This window comes from Ensifer adhaerens (genome assembly GCF_001270265.1).
GTDB classification, from domain to species: domain Bacteria; phylum Pseudomonadota; class Alphaproteobacteria; order Rhizobiales; family Rhizobiaceae; genus Ensifer; species Ensifer adhaerens_B.
The window spans coordinates 150,230-166,867 of the sequence record NZ_LGAP01000002.1 but is presented as its reverse complement, the minus strand read 5'-3'; the positions used below and the strand labels follow the sequence as shown (position 1 = coordinate 166,867).

At 61.9% G+C, this 16,638-nt stretch carries 13 protein-coding genes; 7 read left to right on the top strand and 6 right to left on the bottom strand.

Annotation, left to right across the window (positions count from 1 at the left end):
* Positions 1-89 precede the first annotated feature (89 nt).
* Positions 90-1,322: a peptidase T gene (gene pepT, locus AC244_RS05605; protein WP_053248373.1), complete on the bottom strand. Its 1,233-nt coding sequence runs from the start codon at positions 1,320-1,322 to the stop codon at positions 90-92.
* Positions 1,323-1,458: 136 nt separating this feature from the next.
* Entirely contained in the window at positions 1,459-2,994 is a 1,536-nt protein-coding gene (locus AC244_RS05600; protein WP_053248372.1) for an MFS transporter, read from the bottom strand.
* A gap of 167 nt (positions 2,995-3,161) precedes the next feature.
* On the opposite strand from AC244_RS05600, the gene AC244_RS05595 reads away from it, so the two are divergent.
* Positions 3,162-4,070: a LysR family transcriptional regulator gene (locus tag AC244_RS05595; RefSeq protein ID WP_053247828.1), complete on the top strand. Its 909-nt coding sequence runs from the start codon at positions 3,162-3,164 to the stop codon at positions 4,068-4,070.
* A 101-nt stretch (positions 4,071-4,171) separates the two neighbouring features.
* On the opposite strand, the gene AC244_RS05590 is transcribed toward AC244_RS05595, so the two are convergent.
* From AC244_RS05590 to AC244_RS05575, 4 genes are all read right to left on the bottom strand, one after another.
* On the bottom strand, positions 4,172-4,555 hold the full coding sequence (locus tag AC244_RS05590; RefSeq protein WP_152975860.1) for a hypothetical protein: 384 nt from the start codon (positions 4,553-4,555) through the stop codon (positions 4,172-4,174).
* A gap of 236 nt (positions 4,556-4,791) precedes the next feature.
* Positions 4,792-6,033 (bottom strand): saccharopine dehydrogenase family protein, encoded by a 1,242-nt coding sequence (locus tag AC244_RS05585; RefSeq protein WP_053247826.1) that lies wholly within the window; start codon positions 6,031-6,033, stop codon positions 4,792-4,794.
* Positions 6,034-6,167: 134 nt separating this feature from the next.
* Complete coding sequence (locus AC244_RS05580) at positions 6,168-7,265, bottom strand: carboxynorspermidine decarboxylase (RefSeq protein WP_053247825.1); 1,098 nt, start codon at positions 7,263-7,265, stop codon at positions 6,168-6,170.
* Positions 7,266-7,315: 50 nt separating this feature from the next.
* Positions 7,316-8,131 carry a hypothetical protein gene (locus AC244_RS05575; protein WP_053247824.1) on the bottom strand — a complete coding sequence of 272 codons (816 nt, stop codon included), beginning with the start codon at positions 8,129-8,131 and terminating at the stop codon, positions 7,316-7,318.
* A 796-nt stretch (positions 8,132-8,927) separates the two neighbouring features.
* On the opposite strand from AC244_RS05575, the gene AC244_RS05570 reads away from it, so the two are divergent.
* From AC244_RS05570 to AC244_RS05545, 6 genes are read left to right on the top strand one after another with little or no spacing between them, the layout of a single operon-like run.
* Positions 8,928-9,974: a LacI family DNA-binding transcriptional regulator gene (locus AC244_RS05570; protein WP_053247823.1), complete on the top strand. Its 1,047-nt coding sequence runs from the start codon at positions 8,928-8,930 to the stop codon at positions 9,972-9,974.
* Between the two features lie 3 nt (positions 9,975-9,977).
* Entirely contained in the window at positions 9,978-10,955 is a 978-nt protein-coding gene (locus AC244_RS05565; RefSeq protein ID WP_053247822.1) for an ABC transporter permease, read from the top strand.
* The gene (locus AC244_RS05560; RefSeq protein WP_053247821.1) at positions 10,955-11,851 is read left to right on the top strand and encodes a carbohydrate ABC transporter permease; all 897 of its coding nucleotides are present in this window, start codon (positions 10,955-10,957) and stop codon (positions 11,849-11,851) included. Before AC244_RS05565 ends, AC244_RS05560 begins: the two co-directional genes overlap by 1 nt.
* A 49-nt stretch (positions 11,852-11,900) precedes the next feature.
* On the top strand, positions 11,901-13,325 hold the full coding sequence (locus AC244_RS05555) for an extracellular solute-binding protein (protein ID WP_234716854.1): 1,425 nt from the start codon (positions 11,901-11,903) through the stop codon (positions 13,323-13,325).
* Positions 13,312-14,496 carry an ADP-ribosylglycohydrolase family protein gene (locus tag AC244_RS05550; RefSeq protein ID WP_053247819.1) on the top strand — a complete coding sequence of 395 codons (1,185 nt, stop codon included), beginning with the start codon at positions 13,312-13,314 and terminating at the stop codon, positions 14,494-14,496. Before AC244_RS05555 ends, AC244_RS05550 begins: the two co-directional genes overlap by 14 nt.
* A gap of 17 nt (positions 14,497-14,513) precedes the next feature.
* Complete coding sequence (locus AC244_RS05545; protein ID WP_234716853.1) at positions 14,514-16,622, top strand: ADP-ribosylglycohydrolase family protein; 2,109 nt, start codon at positions 14,514-14,516, stop codon at positions 16,620-16,622.
* The last annotated feature ends 16 nt before the right edge of the window (positions 16,623-16,638 follow it).

Here is a 16,638-nt window from a genome sequence, read left to right as displayed (position 1 = left end):
CGATAAGGGCCGAAGCGCGTCACGTGCTCCGGCCCTTATCGTTTTCCGTACCTTATCCGAAACCGTTGCGTCGGCTCGGATGACCGACGTCAGGCGCGCTCTTCCCAGACCTTTGCCAGTTCCACCAGTGTCTTGACCGCCCGTTCCATGTCCTGCCGGCTCACCCATTCGAGCGGCGAGTGGAAGGCATGGCCGCCGGCGAAGATGTTGGGGCGGGGCAGGCCCATGAACGACAGACGTGACCCGTCGGTGCCGCCGCGGATGCTGCCGCGCACCGGTGTCATGCCGGCGCGGCGCACCGCCTCGAGCGCATTTTCGGCGATCTCGGGGTTGCGGGCGAGAATGGCCTTCATGTTGCGGTACTGCTGCTTGACCTCGAAGGTATAGGAGGAACCTGGATAGGCGGCGATCACGTCCTTGACGATGCTCTCGATCAGCGCTTCCTTGGTCCCAAGGCCCTCGTCCTCGAAATCGCGGACGATCAGGCTGAGGCTGGCCTTTTCCATCGTGCCGGTGACGCCGGTCGGGTGAATGAACCCCTCGCGCTTCTCGGTGCTTTCAGGCGCGATCTCCTTCGGCAGGCGGTCGATGATGGCGCCTGCAATCTTGATGGCGTTCTCCATCTTGCCCTTGGCAAAGCCAGGATGGATGGCAACGCCCGAGATGGTGATCTCGACGCCGTCGGCGGAAAAGGTCTCGTCTTCGATATGGCCGGCGGTCTCGCCGTCGATGGTATAGCCGAACTGGGCGCCAAGCTTTTTCAGATCGACCTTGTCGGCTCCACGGCCGACTTCTTCGTCAGGCGTGAAGAGGATGCGGATGGTGCCGTGCTTGACATCGGGATTGTCGATCAGGAACTGCGCTGCCGACATGATCTCGGCAACGCCGGCCTTGTCGTCGGCACCCAGAAGCGTCGTCCCGTCGGTGGTGATGATGTCGTTGCCGATCTGGTCGAGCAGAACCGGGTGCTCGCTGACGCGGATGACCTGCTGCGGGTCGCCGGTCAGCCTGATGTCGCCGCCCTGGTAATTCTTCACGATCTGCGGCTTGACGTTGGTGCCGGTGAAATCCGGCGCCGTGTCCATGTGCGAGCAGAAGCAGATGACCGGGACCGGCTTGTCGACGTTCGACGGAATGGTGGCGTAGATATAGCCGTATTCGTCGAGATGCGCGTCCGACACGCCCATCGCCAGCAGTTCTTCGACCAGAAGCCGGCCAAGGTTCTTCTGTTTCTCGGTGGTGGGCGTGGTCTTCGATTTGGCGTCCGATTGGGTGTCGATAACGACGTAGCGAAGGAATCGATCGATAACAGTGTCGGTCATGGGCAAAGCGTCCAATATATCTGCGTCAACGATAGCCCCGCTATAGCGCATCACTGACGCCGCCGTGAATGGGCTTTTCGCCACGCCGACGGGTTTTGTCGACGCGGCGGAGGCGACCGGTGATTTGCGACGTGCGTTACGACGATTTCGCCGTCGAACACTCAAGCGTCTCTTCCGTCCTCGGGCGCAGGCCGAAGACGAGCAGGCTTGCGGCTGCCGATAGCCAGACGCCGATGGCGCCGTAGAGCATGACCCAGCCGAAGCCCTCGCGCAGCGCCGTATGGATGACGGTTTCCGACAGGCCGTAGTCGGAGTTCAACATGCCGCCTGCCGAGATCTTCTCGGCGAGCATGCGCAGGTCGGCGCCGGCCGTCTGTCCGAAAAGCGAGCTTTGCAGCGAAGACAGCACCCCTTCGACCAGGATGAGGCCCATGAGCGCGATGTTGATCGCCAGCGAAATCATCCGCGCGCTGGTGTCGATGCCCGAGGCCATGCCGGCGCGCTCGGAGGCGACCGCGCCGGTTGCGGCATTGGTGACCGTGGTATTGGTGAAGCCAAGGCCGATGCCCGCCACCACGCATCCAGGCAGCATCGTCAGCCAACTGGCGTTGGCGACGCTGCTGCCGAGCTTCATCATGAAAAAGCCGAGACCGATCGTGAACAGCCCGGCCGGAATGACGATCCCCGGGCGAAGGCGAAGCATCAGGCGCTCGGCAAAGGGCGGGACGACGAGCGGGGGAAGGGTATAGGCCAGAAGTGCGATGCTCGCGGTGACGCCGTCATAGCCAAGGCCTGCCTGAAACCAGATCGGCAGATAAATCATGAACGGCCAGAAGCTGATGTTCATGCCCATCGAACCGAACAGGGCGCCGGAGAAGCTGCGGATGCGGAACACCGAAAAATCGAACATCGGCCGGGCGCTGACTTTTTCGGCGATGACAAAGCTGGCCAGGCTGACGATGGCGATGCCGAGGATCGACAATGCGGTCGGGCTGGCAAAGCCGAGTTCTGGCCCTTGCGTGATGAAATAAGCGATGCAGAAGACGGCGACAGACAGTGTCATGATGCCGGCGATGTCGAGGCTCTCGGCATTGGGATCGCGCGATTCCTGAACGCCGGCAAGCGCAAGCACCACTGTCACGCCCGAAAGCACGACATGGACGAGGAACACCCACTCCCAGCTCAAGAGCGCCACGGTCGCGCCGCCGACGATCGGGCCGAAGCCGAGCCCGATCCCGAAGATGATGCCCCACCAACTGAACGCGATCCCGCGCTGACGGCCGGACTGGAACTGGTGCGAAAGGACGGCAATCTGGCAGATGAGCATCACGCCGCCGGCCATGCCCTGGATGAAGCGGGCGACGATCAAAACCGAGGTGTTGTCGGTCAGCCCGCAGATCAGCGAGGCGATGCCGAAGGCGATGATGCCGGCGACGAAGACGCGCTTGCGGCCGTAGCGATCGGCCAAAGTGCCTGCCGCCATCAGGACCGCCGTGACCGCGATAGTATAGGCGTTCATGATCCATTGCAGCTGTTTGAAATCTGCGCCGAGCACCTGCTCCAGCGTCGGCAGGATCGCCGGAATGCTCGAAATCTCCAGGCCGAACATCAGCGAGGAGAGGCAGACGGCTGCCAGCGCCAGCGCACTGCGGCGGGTTATGGGTTCGTTCATGCTCATGGTCTTTCGATGCTGCGGCGGGTCTCGTGGAGAACCGGCATGCCTTTCCACACGTTCCGCCCGAATTGATAACGCTCGAGTCGGGGCACAATAGTCGGGCCTTGATCACAACTGAATTGTATGGATAGCTATTTCAGAGATAACAAAATCGGATGATTGTAATGACGACGCTGGATGTGGATGCGGTGCAGGCATTTGTCGCGATTGCCGATTTTCAAAGTTTTACCCGTGCGGCGGAATTCCTCGGCAGCACGCAGGGCGCGATCAGCGTCAAATTGAAACGGCTCGAAGACCGGCTCGGGGTCAGGCTGCTCGAGCGGACGCCGAGGCAGGTTCGGCTTTCAGCACAGGGTGCCGTGTTCATTGAAGGTGCGCGCGAATTCCTCGCCGCCCATGAGCGGGCACTGGCCGGGCTATCGTCCACGCGCCGCCGCTTCGGCCTCGGTATCGCTGCCCATGTCGCCGGGCCGGAAGTCCCGACCTTGCTGGCGCGTCTTTACGCCCATGACCCGGGACTGTGCATCGAAGTGCGGCTCGAAACGTCGCGAAACCTGCTCGGCGCCTTCGACCGCGGAGAGCTCGATGCCGTCATCATCCGGCGCGACGAGGACCGGCGCGACGGCGAGACGCTCGGGCCGGAACATTTCGGCTGGTTCGCGTCACCCGGTTTTAAGCGCGCGCCCGGTGAACCGCTTCGCCTGGCGGCGCTTGCGCCTTTGTGTGGGGTACGCGATATCGCGACGCGCGCGCTCGACGCGGCCGGGGTTCCCTGGGTGGAGGTGTTCGTCGGCGTGTCGACCGCCGTCAACGCGGCTGTTTCGGCGGGGCTCGCCGTTGGCCCCTTCTCCTGTCGTCTTGCGCCCTCCGACACGATCGAAGTCAGCAAGCAGTTCGGCCTGCCGCCGCTTCCGTCCTCGGAGATCGTGCTGCATTCGACCTTGACCGATGCGAGATCCCGCAAGGCCCTGCAAACCCTTGCCGCCGCCTTCAGGGAGCGGCATGCGGCGTCGATCGAAACCGACACGTCGGCGCAAAAGATCTGGCCAAAGATTGAGTTGTCGGCGTCCTGAGTGCCGAGGGCGGTGACACATGGATGTCCTACCCGCCGCCAGCGTTTGGGCTGTAGAGCATCCCAGATCGAACTCGATCTGGGAGAAGCCAAAGGGAAAGTTTAACGGATGGCAACTACGCGCCGTTGTTCCAAACCGATCCTGCGCACCGGCGCCGTGGGGGCCTTGACCCAGCCCTGCCCGGTCGGCGGCTTTCTGTCGGGTTTGCTGGCGCTCGGTCCCTTCAGCCAACGGATGATGGCCTCGAAACCGTGCTTGGCGAGGCGTTTCGTGATCCGCAGACTGTCGTCGTCGAGATCGCAGGCGAGGCCAATTTCCTTCCAATCAAGCTTGTTGCCGGTCTGAGGCGGCATTGCCCGCCGGGTGACGAAGTCCAGCATGTAGTGGCGGAGGTTGTCGTAGTCGTGCTTGGGAAGGGCGCGGGCGAGTCGGAGCTCACAAAACGATTCAATCTTCTGATGGAAATTGTGAACCGGGGCAGTCAATGGGGGCATGTCACTTGCAACTCATACGTGGTTAACCGGCGAGACGCCGGGGTACGGGCAGCTAAGTGAATCGCGTTAATGAAGCGTTTCCCTAGCCGGGTGCTGATCGACGTGCGGCGCCGAGCAGCCTGTAAAAAACGGCGGAGACCCAATCACCTCGTGATGATTGGGTCTCGCTTCTGCCTCAGTAGGCCGTCCGATGTAACGACTTACTGGAGATGGTTGGCTCTGCCCACTCAGGAGAACGTCAACGCGCGGTCGCCGTCCGCATCCCTGATGCGGGTGGGAAGCCCGATCCGGTTGAGGATGTCGAGGAACGGGCGCGGCGGCAGTTCCTCGACGTTGACCATCTGCTTCACATCCCATTCGCCCGACGCGATCAGCATGGCGGCCGCGACCGGCGGTACGCCGGCGGTGTAGGAGATGCCCTGCGATCCGACTTCGTCGAAGGCTTGCCTGTGGTCGGCCACGTTGTAGATGAAGACTTCGCGTTCCTGGCCGTTCTTCATGCCCTTTACGAAATCGCCGATGCAGGTCTTGCCCTGATAGTTCGGCGCAAGCGACGACGGATCCGGCAGGACCGCCTTGACCACCTTCAACGGCACGACCTCGAGTCCCTCGGCCGTCTTTACTGGCTGTTCCGACAACAGGCCAAGGTTCTTCAGCACGGTGAAGACGTTGATGTAGTGATCGCCGAAACCCATCCAGAAGCGGACGTCGGCGCCGTCCATGTGCTTCGCCAGCGAATGAACCTCGTCGTGGCCGGTCATATAGGCCTTGCACTTGCCGACCACCGGCAGGTCGTATTCCTTGCCGACTTCGAACATCGAGTTGGTCTGCCACTGGCCGTTCTGCCAGGAGTAGACGACGCCGGTGAATTCGCGGAAATTGATCTCCGGGTCGAAGTTGGTGGCGAAATACTTGCCGTGGCTGCCGGCATTGATATCGACGATGTCGACGGCGGTGACCCTGTCGAAATACTCATCCTTGGCGAGACGCGCATAGGCGTTGACCACACCCGGATCGAAGCCGACGCCGAGGATGGCGGTGATGCCCTTTTCCTTGCATTCTTCCGCACGCTTCCATTCGTAGTTTCCGTACCACGGCGGCGTTTCGCAGATTTTTTTCGGGTCTTCGTGGATCGCGGTGTCCATGTAGGCTGCGCCCGTATCCATGCAGGCGCGCAGGACCGACATGTTGACGAAGGCGGAACCGACATTGATGACGATGCCGGCCTCGGTCTTTTCGATCAGCGCCTTCGTTGCCTCGACATCCATGGCGTCGAGCGCATGGGCTTCGAGCGTCACGTCGGTTTTCAGGCTCTTCTTCTCGCGGATTGAGTCGACGATCGCGCGGCACTTTTCGACCGTTCTGGATGCGATATGGATGTCTCCCAGTACATCGCAGTTCTGTGCGCACTTGTGCGCCACGACCTGAGCCACGCCACCGGCGCCGATGATGAGAACGTTCTTTTTCATTTCGGGGGATTTCTCCTTTTCCCTTGGGGGTATGAAGAGCCTAGAGCGCCGTGCGTTCAAAGAACGCACTAAGGACGCTCTAGGCCTTTGATTCTAGAGCCGCCTTAAGTGACTCCACTTGAAGGCAGGATGCTCTAGGAGAGGCTCTGTTCGTAGTCGGCGAAGGTGAATTCGCGGACAAGCCTGACGCTGCCGTCAAGATCTCGGATGGCGATCGAAGGCATGCCGACGCCGTTGAACCAGTTCTTCTTGACCATGGTGTAGCCGGCTGCATCCTGGAACGAGACGCGGTCGCCGACCTTCAGCCGCTCTGGAAAGCGGAACTCGCCGAAGATATCGCCGGCCAGGCAGGATTTGCCGCAGATCATGGTGCTGTGCGGCCCTGCATTCGGCTCGACCTTCGCGCTTTCGCGGTAGATCAGGAGGTCGAGCATGTGCGCCTCGATCGAGCTGTCGACGATGGCCAGATCCTTGCCGTTGTTGAGCGTGTCGAGGACGGTGGTCTCGAGCGTCGTGCTTCTGGTGATCGAGGCTTCGCCGGGCTCGAGATAGACTTGAACGCGATGGCGGCCCGAAAAGGCTTTCAGACGCTCGCAGAACGCATCGACCGGATAGTCGTCGCCGGTAAAGTGAATACCGCCGCCGAGGCTGATCCAGTCGGCGCGGGAAAGCAGCGCGCCGAACTTTTCCTCGATCTCGGACAGCATCCGGTCGAACAGGCCAAAATCCTTGTTCTCGCAATTGTTGTGGATCATGAAGCCGCTGATGCGGTCCATGACCGCCTCGACCTTGGTCGCGTCCCATTCGCCGAGACGGCTGAAGGGGCGGGCGGGATCGGCGAGGTCGAAACTGGACGAGCTCATGCCCGGGTTGAGGCGCAGGCCGCGGGCAATGCCGGATGCCTTGTCAGTGAAGCGGTCGAGCTGGCCGATCGAGTTGAAGATGATCTTGTCCGCATGGCCGATCACATCGTCGATTTCGTTGTCGCCATAAGCGACGCTGTAGGCGTGGGTTCCCCCGCCGAATTTCTCGCGACCGAGCCGTACCTCGTAGAGCGAGGAAGAGGTCGTGCCATCCATGTATTCGCGCATCAGATCGAACACCGACCAGGTGGCGAAACATTTGAGCGCGAGCAGCGCCTTGGCGCCCGATCGTTCGCGCACATAGGCAATCTTCTCCATGTTGCGAAGCAACTTTGCCTTGTCGATCAGGTAATAGGGGGTCTGGATCATGATGTGCCTTGTGTCTTCAACAGCGTGCGGTGTCAGTGAAAGGGGGAGGGCTATCTGACGTTCAGCCCGAGCGCCCGACGTTTCATGACGCGGGCGGCAAGCGAGATATTGACCGAGCGTTTTGAGCGGTAGTTCGTGGCCAATGTCGCCGCGTTGCCTGCTTCGGCCATCAGGGTTGCCGTGGGCAAGCGCTCGGGAGTGCAGGGGCTGCTTGCCGCCGGTGTCGGGCGGAACAGGCCGTCTCTCGTCGAGCCCAACCAGATCAACTCGTACTCGGCCGGCCGCCTGAGAAAGGCCGCAGCGTCAAGAAAATCCGCTTGAGCGGCCGTATCCTGCGGGTCGAGAAGAAGGCGGTTTTGGCTGGCGTGGATTGCCGCCGCGATCCCGTGCGAACCATGCTTCGGTTTCCGCCACAGCAGAAATCGCTCGTCGATCAGGTCGATATATTCGTCGACCGCGGCGACGGGCAGACTTTCTTCGGCAAACGGCCCGAAGAACTGGAAGGGATCCGCATGGGTCGGTTCCCAGCTTGCGCCATTGTCCTCGCAAGCTTCCGGCTCAAAGTCGACAATACGGCTCACCGAGACGGCGATTTGCGGCCAGTTCGAAAGCGCCTGCTTGGCTACGCGAAGCGGAAGATCAGCGTGGCGCCAGAGGTCGTGCATGATAGCGAGGCTGGCACGGGCCGATGGTGACAGCTCGAAGCGCACAAGGCCGCCTGCGTCGGCCGGGCGTTGTGCGCTCCTCAGCATGTCGCAAGCGAACAATTCCCCCAGCGCCACCCCGCTCTCGCCGAGTGCGGTTACGATGTCGAACTCGGTGAACAGGCCCGAGCGCCAGCTGTCAATTTGTGGGATGTTTTTCATTCATGCTGTCGAGAACTAAGGCCTGCTCGCTATCAGGGTGTCCGCTGGAGGCGGAACGAGCCGGCGATCGATTTCATCGTCTCAGCCAAAAGGGAGATAGCTGGGATGGAGTGACATACCCCGGTCGCGTACGACGAAAGCCGCGGCCGGGTTACGATCCCGTTTTGAGGCGCACGGGTTCTCGAAGGGCATATGAAGTCACGATCAGCATGCCACTATCGTAAATGCGACGGCGCATATGTCAAGGCGATGCGCCCGATGTGCGAAACCGCCGCTCTTTCCCATGCCCTTCGGCCGTTTGTGGGGTCGCGGCCTTTGCGCAATCTCGGCCGAGCACGGACAGCGACCCGCCGTACAGTGGCCGAATTGAACGGAAACGCCGCGAACCCTGTATGGGCCGTCGCCCGGAACCAGATGTGGTTTCAAGCCGGGAGCCTTCCGCGGAACCAAAACGAGCAGGCCTCCACGGGAAGGAAAAAAATCCCGAAGGTTAGGCGAATATTGGAAGAGCGATCCCGCTCCGGCTTGAGTTCTGGTTTTGCATTGATTGAGAACCGGGTGCGAAGCTGTCACATTATCCGGGTCGCTTGATGTGCAGCCATCCTCCCGGCTGCGATAGCGATGTTCCCTCTGGAGGTTACACCTCTCACTTTGAGGCCGCCGTTCGAACGGTGGCCTTTTTCTTTTCCACGTCTCGAAACTGCCGGCAAAGCCGCATCCGCAATGGGCGGACTTGCGGACTTGAAATCACCGTGGTAACGTTCCCACGAGTTCATGCCATGGGAGGGCGTGTTTGATGCAGCGGAGGCGGCCGACGATCATTGACGTCGCGCGCAAGGCAGGGGTGTCCAAGAGCACCGCCGGTCGGGCACTCTCCGGCGCGTCCAATGTCACGGACGAGGCGCGCGCGCGGGTTCTCGATGCGGCCCGCGCCGTCGGCTATGAGCGCAACGATCTCGCCGTCGGCATGCGATCTGGCCGCACGGGTCTGCTTGGCCTCGTCATTCCTGACATAACCAACCCGTTCTGGGCCGAGGTGGCGCGCGGCGCGCAGGACCGCGCGGTCGAAAACGAGGCCTCGCTCCTGGTTTTTTCCTCCGATTGGGATCACAGCCGGGAGGCCAGCCATTTGCGAGCCTTGAGGCAGGCGCGGGTCGATGGCGCCATCATCAATCCGGTCGCCGACAATTTCGACGATCTCGACCGGTTCGGACTGCCCTTCGTGCTGATCGGCTCGAGTGCGGAGCGTTTTCCGGCGACCTCCAGCGTCGGTTCCGATATCGCCCAGGCGGTGCGGCTCGGCATGGATCATCTGGTTTCCAAGGGGCATCATGCGCCGGCGCTGATCCTGGGACCGAAATCGCGCATCGCGCGGGCCCGCTTCTTGCGAACCTTTCACGAACATTGCGTCGAGCGGGATATCGATCCGGCGGCTTTGCCGATGGAGGATGGCGAATACACCGTCGAAGGCGGGCGCACGGCGATGATGCGGCTCCTGCAGCGCGATCGGGTCGGCCATCTCGCGGTTTTCGCCGCCAACGACCTGATGGCACTCGGCGCCATGGTCGCCGTGCGCGAGGCCGGTTTGCGCTGCCCGGAGGATGTCTCGATCCTCGGGTTCGACGGCATCCCTGCCGGGGCATTCTCTTGGCCGGGACTGACGACGGTCGCCAAGCCCGGGCGTGAGATCGGCGTGCGCGCCGTCGACTGCCTGTTCGATGAAATCGCCGGCCGCCCCGAGCATGGCCGGGTGTTCATGCCATGCCGGCTGATCGAGCGCGGTTCGCTGGCCGATCTGTCGCTCAACCAGCCCAGACGCGCAGCAAGCTCCGGGAGGGGGTAAGGAATGACCAATCGCGACGAGGCGATGATTTCGCCCAAATTTGGGAACGTTCCCAAATTGAGCGCGCGCCGTAGGCAGGGACGCCTTGCCGTCGCCGCCGATGGTTGGCGGCGCTGGTGGCCCTATTACGTCATGATGGCGCCGGGCATTCTGTTCTTCCTCGTCTTCCATTACCTGCCGATCTGGGAAGCGCGCATCGCTTTCGAACAGGTCCGGATCGTGCCGCCCAACATCTGGGTGGGCATCAAGCATTTCCAGGTGCTGTTCTCGTCGCCGGTGTTCTGGCAGGTGCTCGCCAACACCCTGATCATCTCGGCAATGAAGATGGTATTCTTCCTGCCGGTGCCGATCATCGTCGCGCTGCTGCTCAACGAAGTGCGCGGCGGATCGCTGCGCAAGTTCATCCAGTCGGCGATCTATCTGCCGCATTTCCTGTCCTGGGTGGTGATCGCCGGCATCTTCATCGCGGCGCTGTCGCCGACAGACGGTGCCGTCAACAATCTCCTGGGCATGGCCGGCATGGCGCCGCGGTCGTTCATGACCGATACCGGCGCCATCCGCTGGGTGCTCGTTTTCACTGAAATCTGGCGTTCGGCCGGGTGGGACAGCCTGCTCTATCTCGCCGCCATCATCGCCATCGACCAGCAGCTCTATGATGCGGCCGAGATCGACGGCGCCAACCGCTGGCAGAAGATCCGTCACGTCACGCTGCCGGGCATCGTCCCGACGATCGCGACGCTGTTCATCCTCAACGCCGGCATGTTCCTCAACGCCGACCTCAATCAGGTGATCAACCTCTCCAACGACGTCGTGCGCAGCAAGATCGATATCGTCGACACCTATGTCTACCGCATCGGGCTGCAGACTGGCGAATACTCGCTGGCAACCGCCGCCGGTCTGTTCAAGGCCGTGCTCGGCACGATGATGATCGTGATCGCCCACTTCGTGTCGAAACGCCTGACCGGAAAGGGAGTCTGGTAATGGCCCTGTCGCGCAAGACCCCGATCGAACGCATCGAATATGCGATCATCGTCTCGACGCTGCTGCTGCTCGTCGTCGTCACGGTCCAGCCGATCCTCAACCTGCTCGCAGTCTCGCTGTCCGAGCCGGCAAAGGTGCCGGGCATGAGCGGGCTGACCATCATACCCAGGGGTTTCTCCTTCGAGGTCTGGAGCGTTCTCCTGCAACACCCCAATGTGCAGCGCGGCATCTTCAACTCGATCTTCATCACCGCTGTCAGCACTGTGATCGGCGTCGTCGGTACCGCGCTGATGGCTTGGGGCCTTTCGCGACCCGGCCTGCCCGGACGAAAGGCGCTGTTCATCCTCGTTCTCGTCACCATCGTTTTCGAGCCGGGCATCATTCCCGACTATTTCGTCAACAAGCGCCTGGGCCTGCTGGACAGCTACTGGTCGGTGATCCTCTTCAAGGCGGTCAATGCCTGGTATCTGATCATCCTTATTCGCTTCTTCGAGGAGATCCCGAAGGAACTGCTGGAAGCCGCCGAACTCGATGGCGCCAACCCTTTCCAGGTTTTCTGGCATCTCGTCCTGCCTCTCGCCAAGCCGGCGCTCGCCACGATCTCGCTGTTCTACCTCGTCTTTCATTGGAACGAGTTCTTCCGCGCCATGATCTATCTGAACGACCAGGGCAAATGGCCGTTGCAGGTGGTGCTGCGCCAGTTCGTCATCGATGGCGACAAGGTCGCGATCGTCGGAGCCAACAACGCCAGCAACAACACCGGCGCAAGCCAGATCGATCTCAGGTCGCTGAAAGCCGGCATGATCCTTCTGACCATCGTACCGATCCTCGCGATCTACCCGCTGATCCTGAAATTCTTCACCAAGGGAACCATGAGCGGTGCGCTTAAGGGCTGACGACGACACGAGATCCAACAAGGAAGCCTATCTAAACGGAGGAGACGAAATGCTTAGAAAAATGGTCCTGCTGGCATCGACAGCCCTGGCGCTCAGCCTCGGCGCGGTCGCCCCGACAATGGCCGAACCGATCAAGATCCGGGTGGTGTCCAAGGACTTCACCCCATCCAATCCTGACGACGTCAAGCACCTGCAGCGCATTGAGGACGCGCTCAGGGCGCAGGGCACCGATCTCGACATCGAACTCGTCGACCTGCCGTCTTCCGGCTATGCCGACAAGCTGTCGGTGATGCTACTGTCGGGCGATATCCCGGACCTGATCTATTTCCAGGGCGGCGACGCCAAGATGGTCGAGCAGGGCGTGCTTGAAGACCTCGGCCCGATGCTGGCCGAGACGAAGTATCTGAAAGACGCGCTGTGGCCGCACAATGTCGAGCGGTTGAAGAACTACCCCTACCTGCTCTACGTTTATCCCGTGCGCGGACCCCAGCCGGTGATCCGCAAGGACTGGCTGGAGAAAACCGGCCTCAAGGCGCCGGAAACCGTCGAAGACTATGTGACGCTGTTCAAGGCTATCAAGGATGGCGATCTCGACGGCAACGGCGTCGCCGACAGCTACGGCGTGACCACGGCCGACAATACCAACGAGCTCGATTCGATCTTCAACCAGGCATTCGGCATCACCGGCACCTGGATGAAGAACCCGGCGGGTGAGTGGGTCCATTCGCGCACTACAGCCCAGGAGAAGGACAAGATCGCCTTCTACGCATCGCTGCGCGAGCAGGGCCTCTACGATCCTGAGTACATCACCACCAAGTTCGACGTGAAGGAAGACAAGTTCTACACCGGCAGGGCCGGCGTGATCTTCGGATCCTCCGGCGAGGTCATCGACATCTATGGCGGCAAGATGCGCCAGGTTCATCCCGGCGCCGAACTCGTGCTTCTGCCGCCGCCGAAGGGACCGGGTGGACAGGGTCTCGCAGCCGTCGACGTGTCCAAGGAATCGCGCGGCCTGGCGATCTCGACCGTCTCCGAGCACAAGGCAGAGGTGATGAAGTTGCTCGATTTCATGGCGAGCCCCGATGGCCAGATGTTCGACCGCCTCGGCTTCGAGGGCCAGGAATACACCAAGGATGGCGACAGCTATAAGGTCACCGACAAGATCGCGACTTGGTACGCCCGCTTTATGGTAGCGGCCAACTGGACCCCGCCCGTCGTGTGGCAGTCCGAAGCAGCCCAGCAGTCGCTGGCGACGATCCAGAAAGACTTCAAGCCGGACAACACCTTCGTATGGCCGGCTGACTACGCGGCCGATCTCGACGCGACCGAAAACGTCTACCGGTCCTGGGTCTACAAGTTCATTTCCGGCGCCGCCAAGATGGACCAGTGGGACCAATATGTCGCGGAGTGGGAAGCGGCCGGCGGCAAGCGTCTCAATGACTATGCAAGGACGGTTATAGATGCAGAAAAGTAGCGTTCAAGGGCTCTCCCTGAAGGGGAGAGTCCGCGCGCTCATCCATGGCGTCGCTCTCGGCGATGCCATGGGGGCGCCGGTCGAAAAACTGCCGGCCGCGGAGATCGCGGCCAGATATGGGCGGGTCACGTCGCTCGACACTGAGTGGCACAAGATGTCGCTGGACGCCACGGCCCGCAACGGCCGGGTGCGCGGCAACGGCATCGTCACAGACGACACGCTGATGACGCTTTGCCTGATGGATATCTATGGCGAGGTCGGCAGGCATCTCGATGCCTGGGACATGGCCGACGGCATGGTCAAACAGATCGCCTGGGTGCCGCGCTACGTGCCGGAGCTGCAGCGCGAAGCGATGCTGATCGAGCGGCTGTTCTATCCCGAGAAATGGATATTCCAGCGTCACCAGCTGGCATCTTGCGATCCGCGCCAAGGCGGTATCGGCAACATGGTCAACTGTGGTGCCGCGATGTATGTGGCGCCGATCGGCGTCGTCAACGCCTGCGATCCGAAGGCCGCTTACGACGAGGCGATCGCGTTCGCCTCCGGCCATCAGGAAAGCTTCGGGCTTGAGGCAGCGGGCGTGTTCGCCGCCGCGGTTGCCGCGGCCTTCGTACCGGCCATCGATATCGAAGGCGTGATTGAAGCCGTTCTGGTGCTGGCTAAGGACGGGACGCACAACGCCATCGCCGACATCGCCGAAGTGGCCCGCAGGCTCAAGGCGCAGGGCGCCGACCATGCAACGGTTGTCGCCGCGTTCCATGCGGCCATCGCGCCCTATTCTCCCATGGGCGACGACGTCAACCATACGCCCGCCAAGGCCGGACGGCTGACTGGCGCCTATCAGCCAAACCGCCTCGGCTCGATCGAAGAATTGCCTTTGGCGCTCGGATTTTGTCTGTTCAACGACGGCGATTTCCGCCGGTCGATCGAGGACGGCATCAATTCCGGGCGCGATACGGATTCCATCGGCGTCATGGCCGGTGCGATCCTCGGCGCGATGCACGGCGAAGGCGTCATCGACGCTGCCGACTGCGCGCTTCTCGACAAGGTCAACAGGCTCGACCTCACCGCCTCCGCCGATCGGTTCACCGAAACGGCAACAGCCATGCTCGCCGCAGACCAGGCGTCCGCCGACAGGCGGGCCAGCTTCCGAGCCGCCCTCACATTTTGATTGATAACGAAAGACGCATGATGCCCAAGCTCAGCAGAGAGATGATTTACGAGAAGATCTATGCCGGTTTCATCGGCAAGGCCGTTGGCGTCCGCCTTGGCGCACCGGTCGAACCGACGGTCTGGAGCTATGAGCGCGTCCACAAGACCTATGGCGAAGTCACTCAGTACCTGCGTGATTTCAAGAATTTCGCCGCAGACGACGACACCAACGGCCCGGTCTATTTCATCCGCGCGCTGCGTGACTATGGCCTCAAGGCCAGCGCCGCCGACGTCGGCAAGACCTGGATGAATTATGCCGCCGAGGAGCATGGCATGTACTGGTGGGGCGGCTTTGGCGTCTCGACCGAACACACCGCCTACCGCAACCTGCGCGCCGGCATTCCCGCGCCGCAATCCGGCTCGATCGCCCAGAACGGCGCAACGGTGGCCGAACAGATCGGCGGGCAGATCTTCATCGACAGTTGGGGCTGGGTGCATCCGGGCGAGCCGCAGAAGGCGGCCGACGCCTCTGCCCGCGCGGCAAGCGTTGCTCACGATGGCGACGGCCTGAACGGCGCGCGCTTCTGCGCTGCCGCCATTGCCAAAGCCTTCGAGGCGACCTCAATCGCCGAAGTGATTGCGGCTGCAATGGCCACCATCGATGCGAAATCGACCTATGCCCGCGTGGCGCAGGCGGTGATCGACTTCCACAAGACCAACCCGGGCAACTGGCGTGCCTGCCGCGACATGCTGACGGCCGAGTGGGGCTATGACCGCTATCCCGGCGTCTGCCACATCATCCCCAATGCCGGCGTCACCGTGATGTCGATCCTCTATGGCGAAGGCGATCTGCCGCGCACTGCCGAGATCGCCACCATGGCCGGCTGGGACACCGACTGCAACGCCGGCAATGCGGGCGCCATTGTCGGCACGTTCCAGGGGCTCCAGCCGAACTGGGACAAATACCGGAAACCCATCAACGACTTCATTGTTGCCTCCGGCGTCGTTGGCTCGATCAACATAGCCGACCTCCCGTCCTTGGCGCGGGACCGGACGGTGCTTGCGTTGCAGTGGCGCGGCGACGAAGGGCCGGCCCTTTGGCGGGAGGCCTCCGCCCGCCGTGGCGTCCGCTTTGATTTCGACCTGCCCGGCTCGACCCATGGTTTCCGCACCGAGGGGTTCAACCAGATCAGCCTTAAGGGATCGAGCGAGAGGCAGGTCGAAGGCTCGCGCGGTTCGCTCGAAATCCAGCTCGACCGGCTCGAGCGCGGCCAGGGCGGACGCATCTTCTGGAAGCCGTTCTATCGCCGGTCAGATTTCGACGACGAGCGTTATCGCCCGATGTTCTCGCCGCTGGTCGATGCCGGCCAGAAGGTGTCGTTCAAGCTGTGGCTCGACCCGTGGAATGGTGACGGAAACCTGCGCGTCGCACCCTATATCCGTCGGGCGATATCAGGCGCGATCGAGGAGACCGGTGCCTGGCACGTGCCCAACCATGAAGGCTGGCAGGACTATGCATTTACCGTGCCGGAAGGTGCGGAAGCGATCGACGAGATCGGCATTCAGGTTGAATATTTCGGTCGCCTGAAATTCCTCGGCCGCCTGTTCCTCGCTGATTTCAAGGTCGAAGGCCCGGGCAAGGCGGTCATCGATCCCAGGGGCGAAGTGCAGGAATGGGGGGCGATCTCGCGCTTCACCTGGAACCGTGGCCACTGGACCCTGCAGGATGGCCGCATTCACGCCCATACGGCCAATGATGCCGATATGTGGACTGGCCATTATTACGCCCGCAACGTCAAGGTCCTGGCAAATGTCCAGCCACTCGCCGGGCCGTCGCAACTGGTCACGGCGCGCGTGCAGGGCACCAGTCGGTTCTATGCCGCAGGTTTTGATGGCGACGATGTGGTCATCCTGAAGGAGGATTTCGGCACCACCGTTCTTGCGCGTGCGCCGTTCAAGCGCGAGCTCGGAAACAGCTACGGTTTCGCGTTTTCCGTCAACGGCAACACCCTGTCCTTCGCGATCGACGGCAAGCCGCTGATCGAGGCGAGCGACAACCAGTTTGCCTATGGCATGGCCGGCCTTCGCCTCGGTGCGCTCGGCCGCATGAGTGTCGGAAAGATCGAGATTGTCGAGACCGCCTGAGCGGCTTTGATCCCGC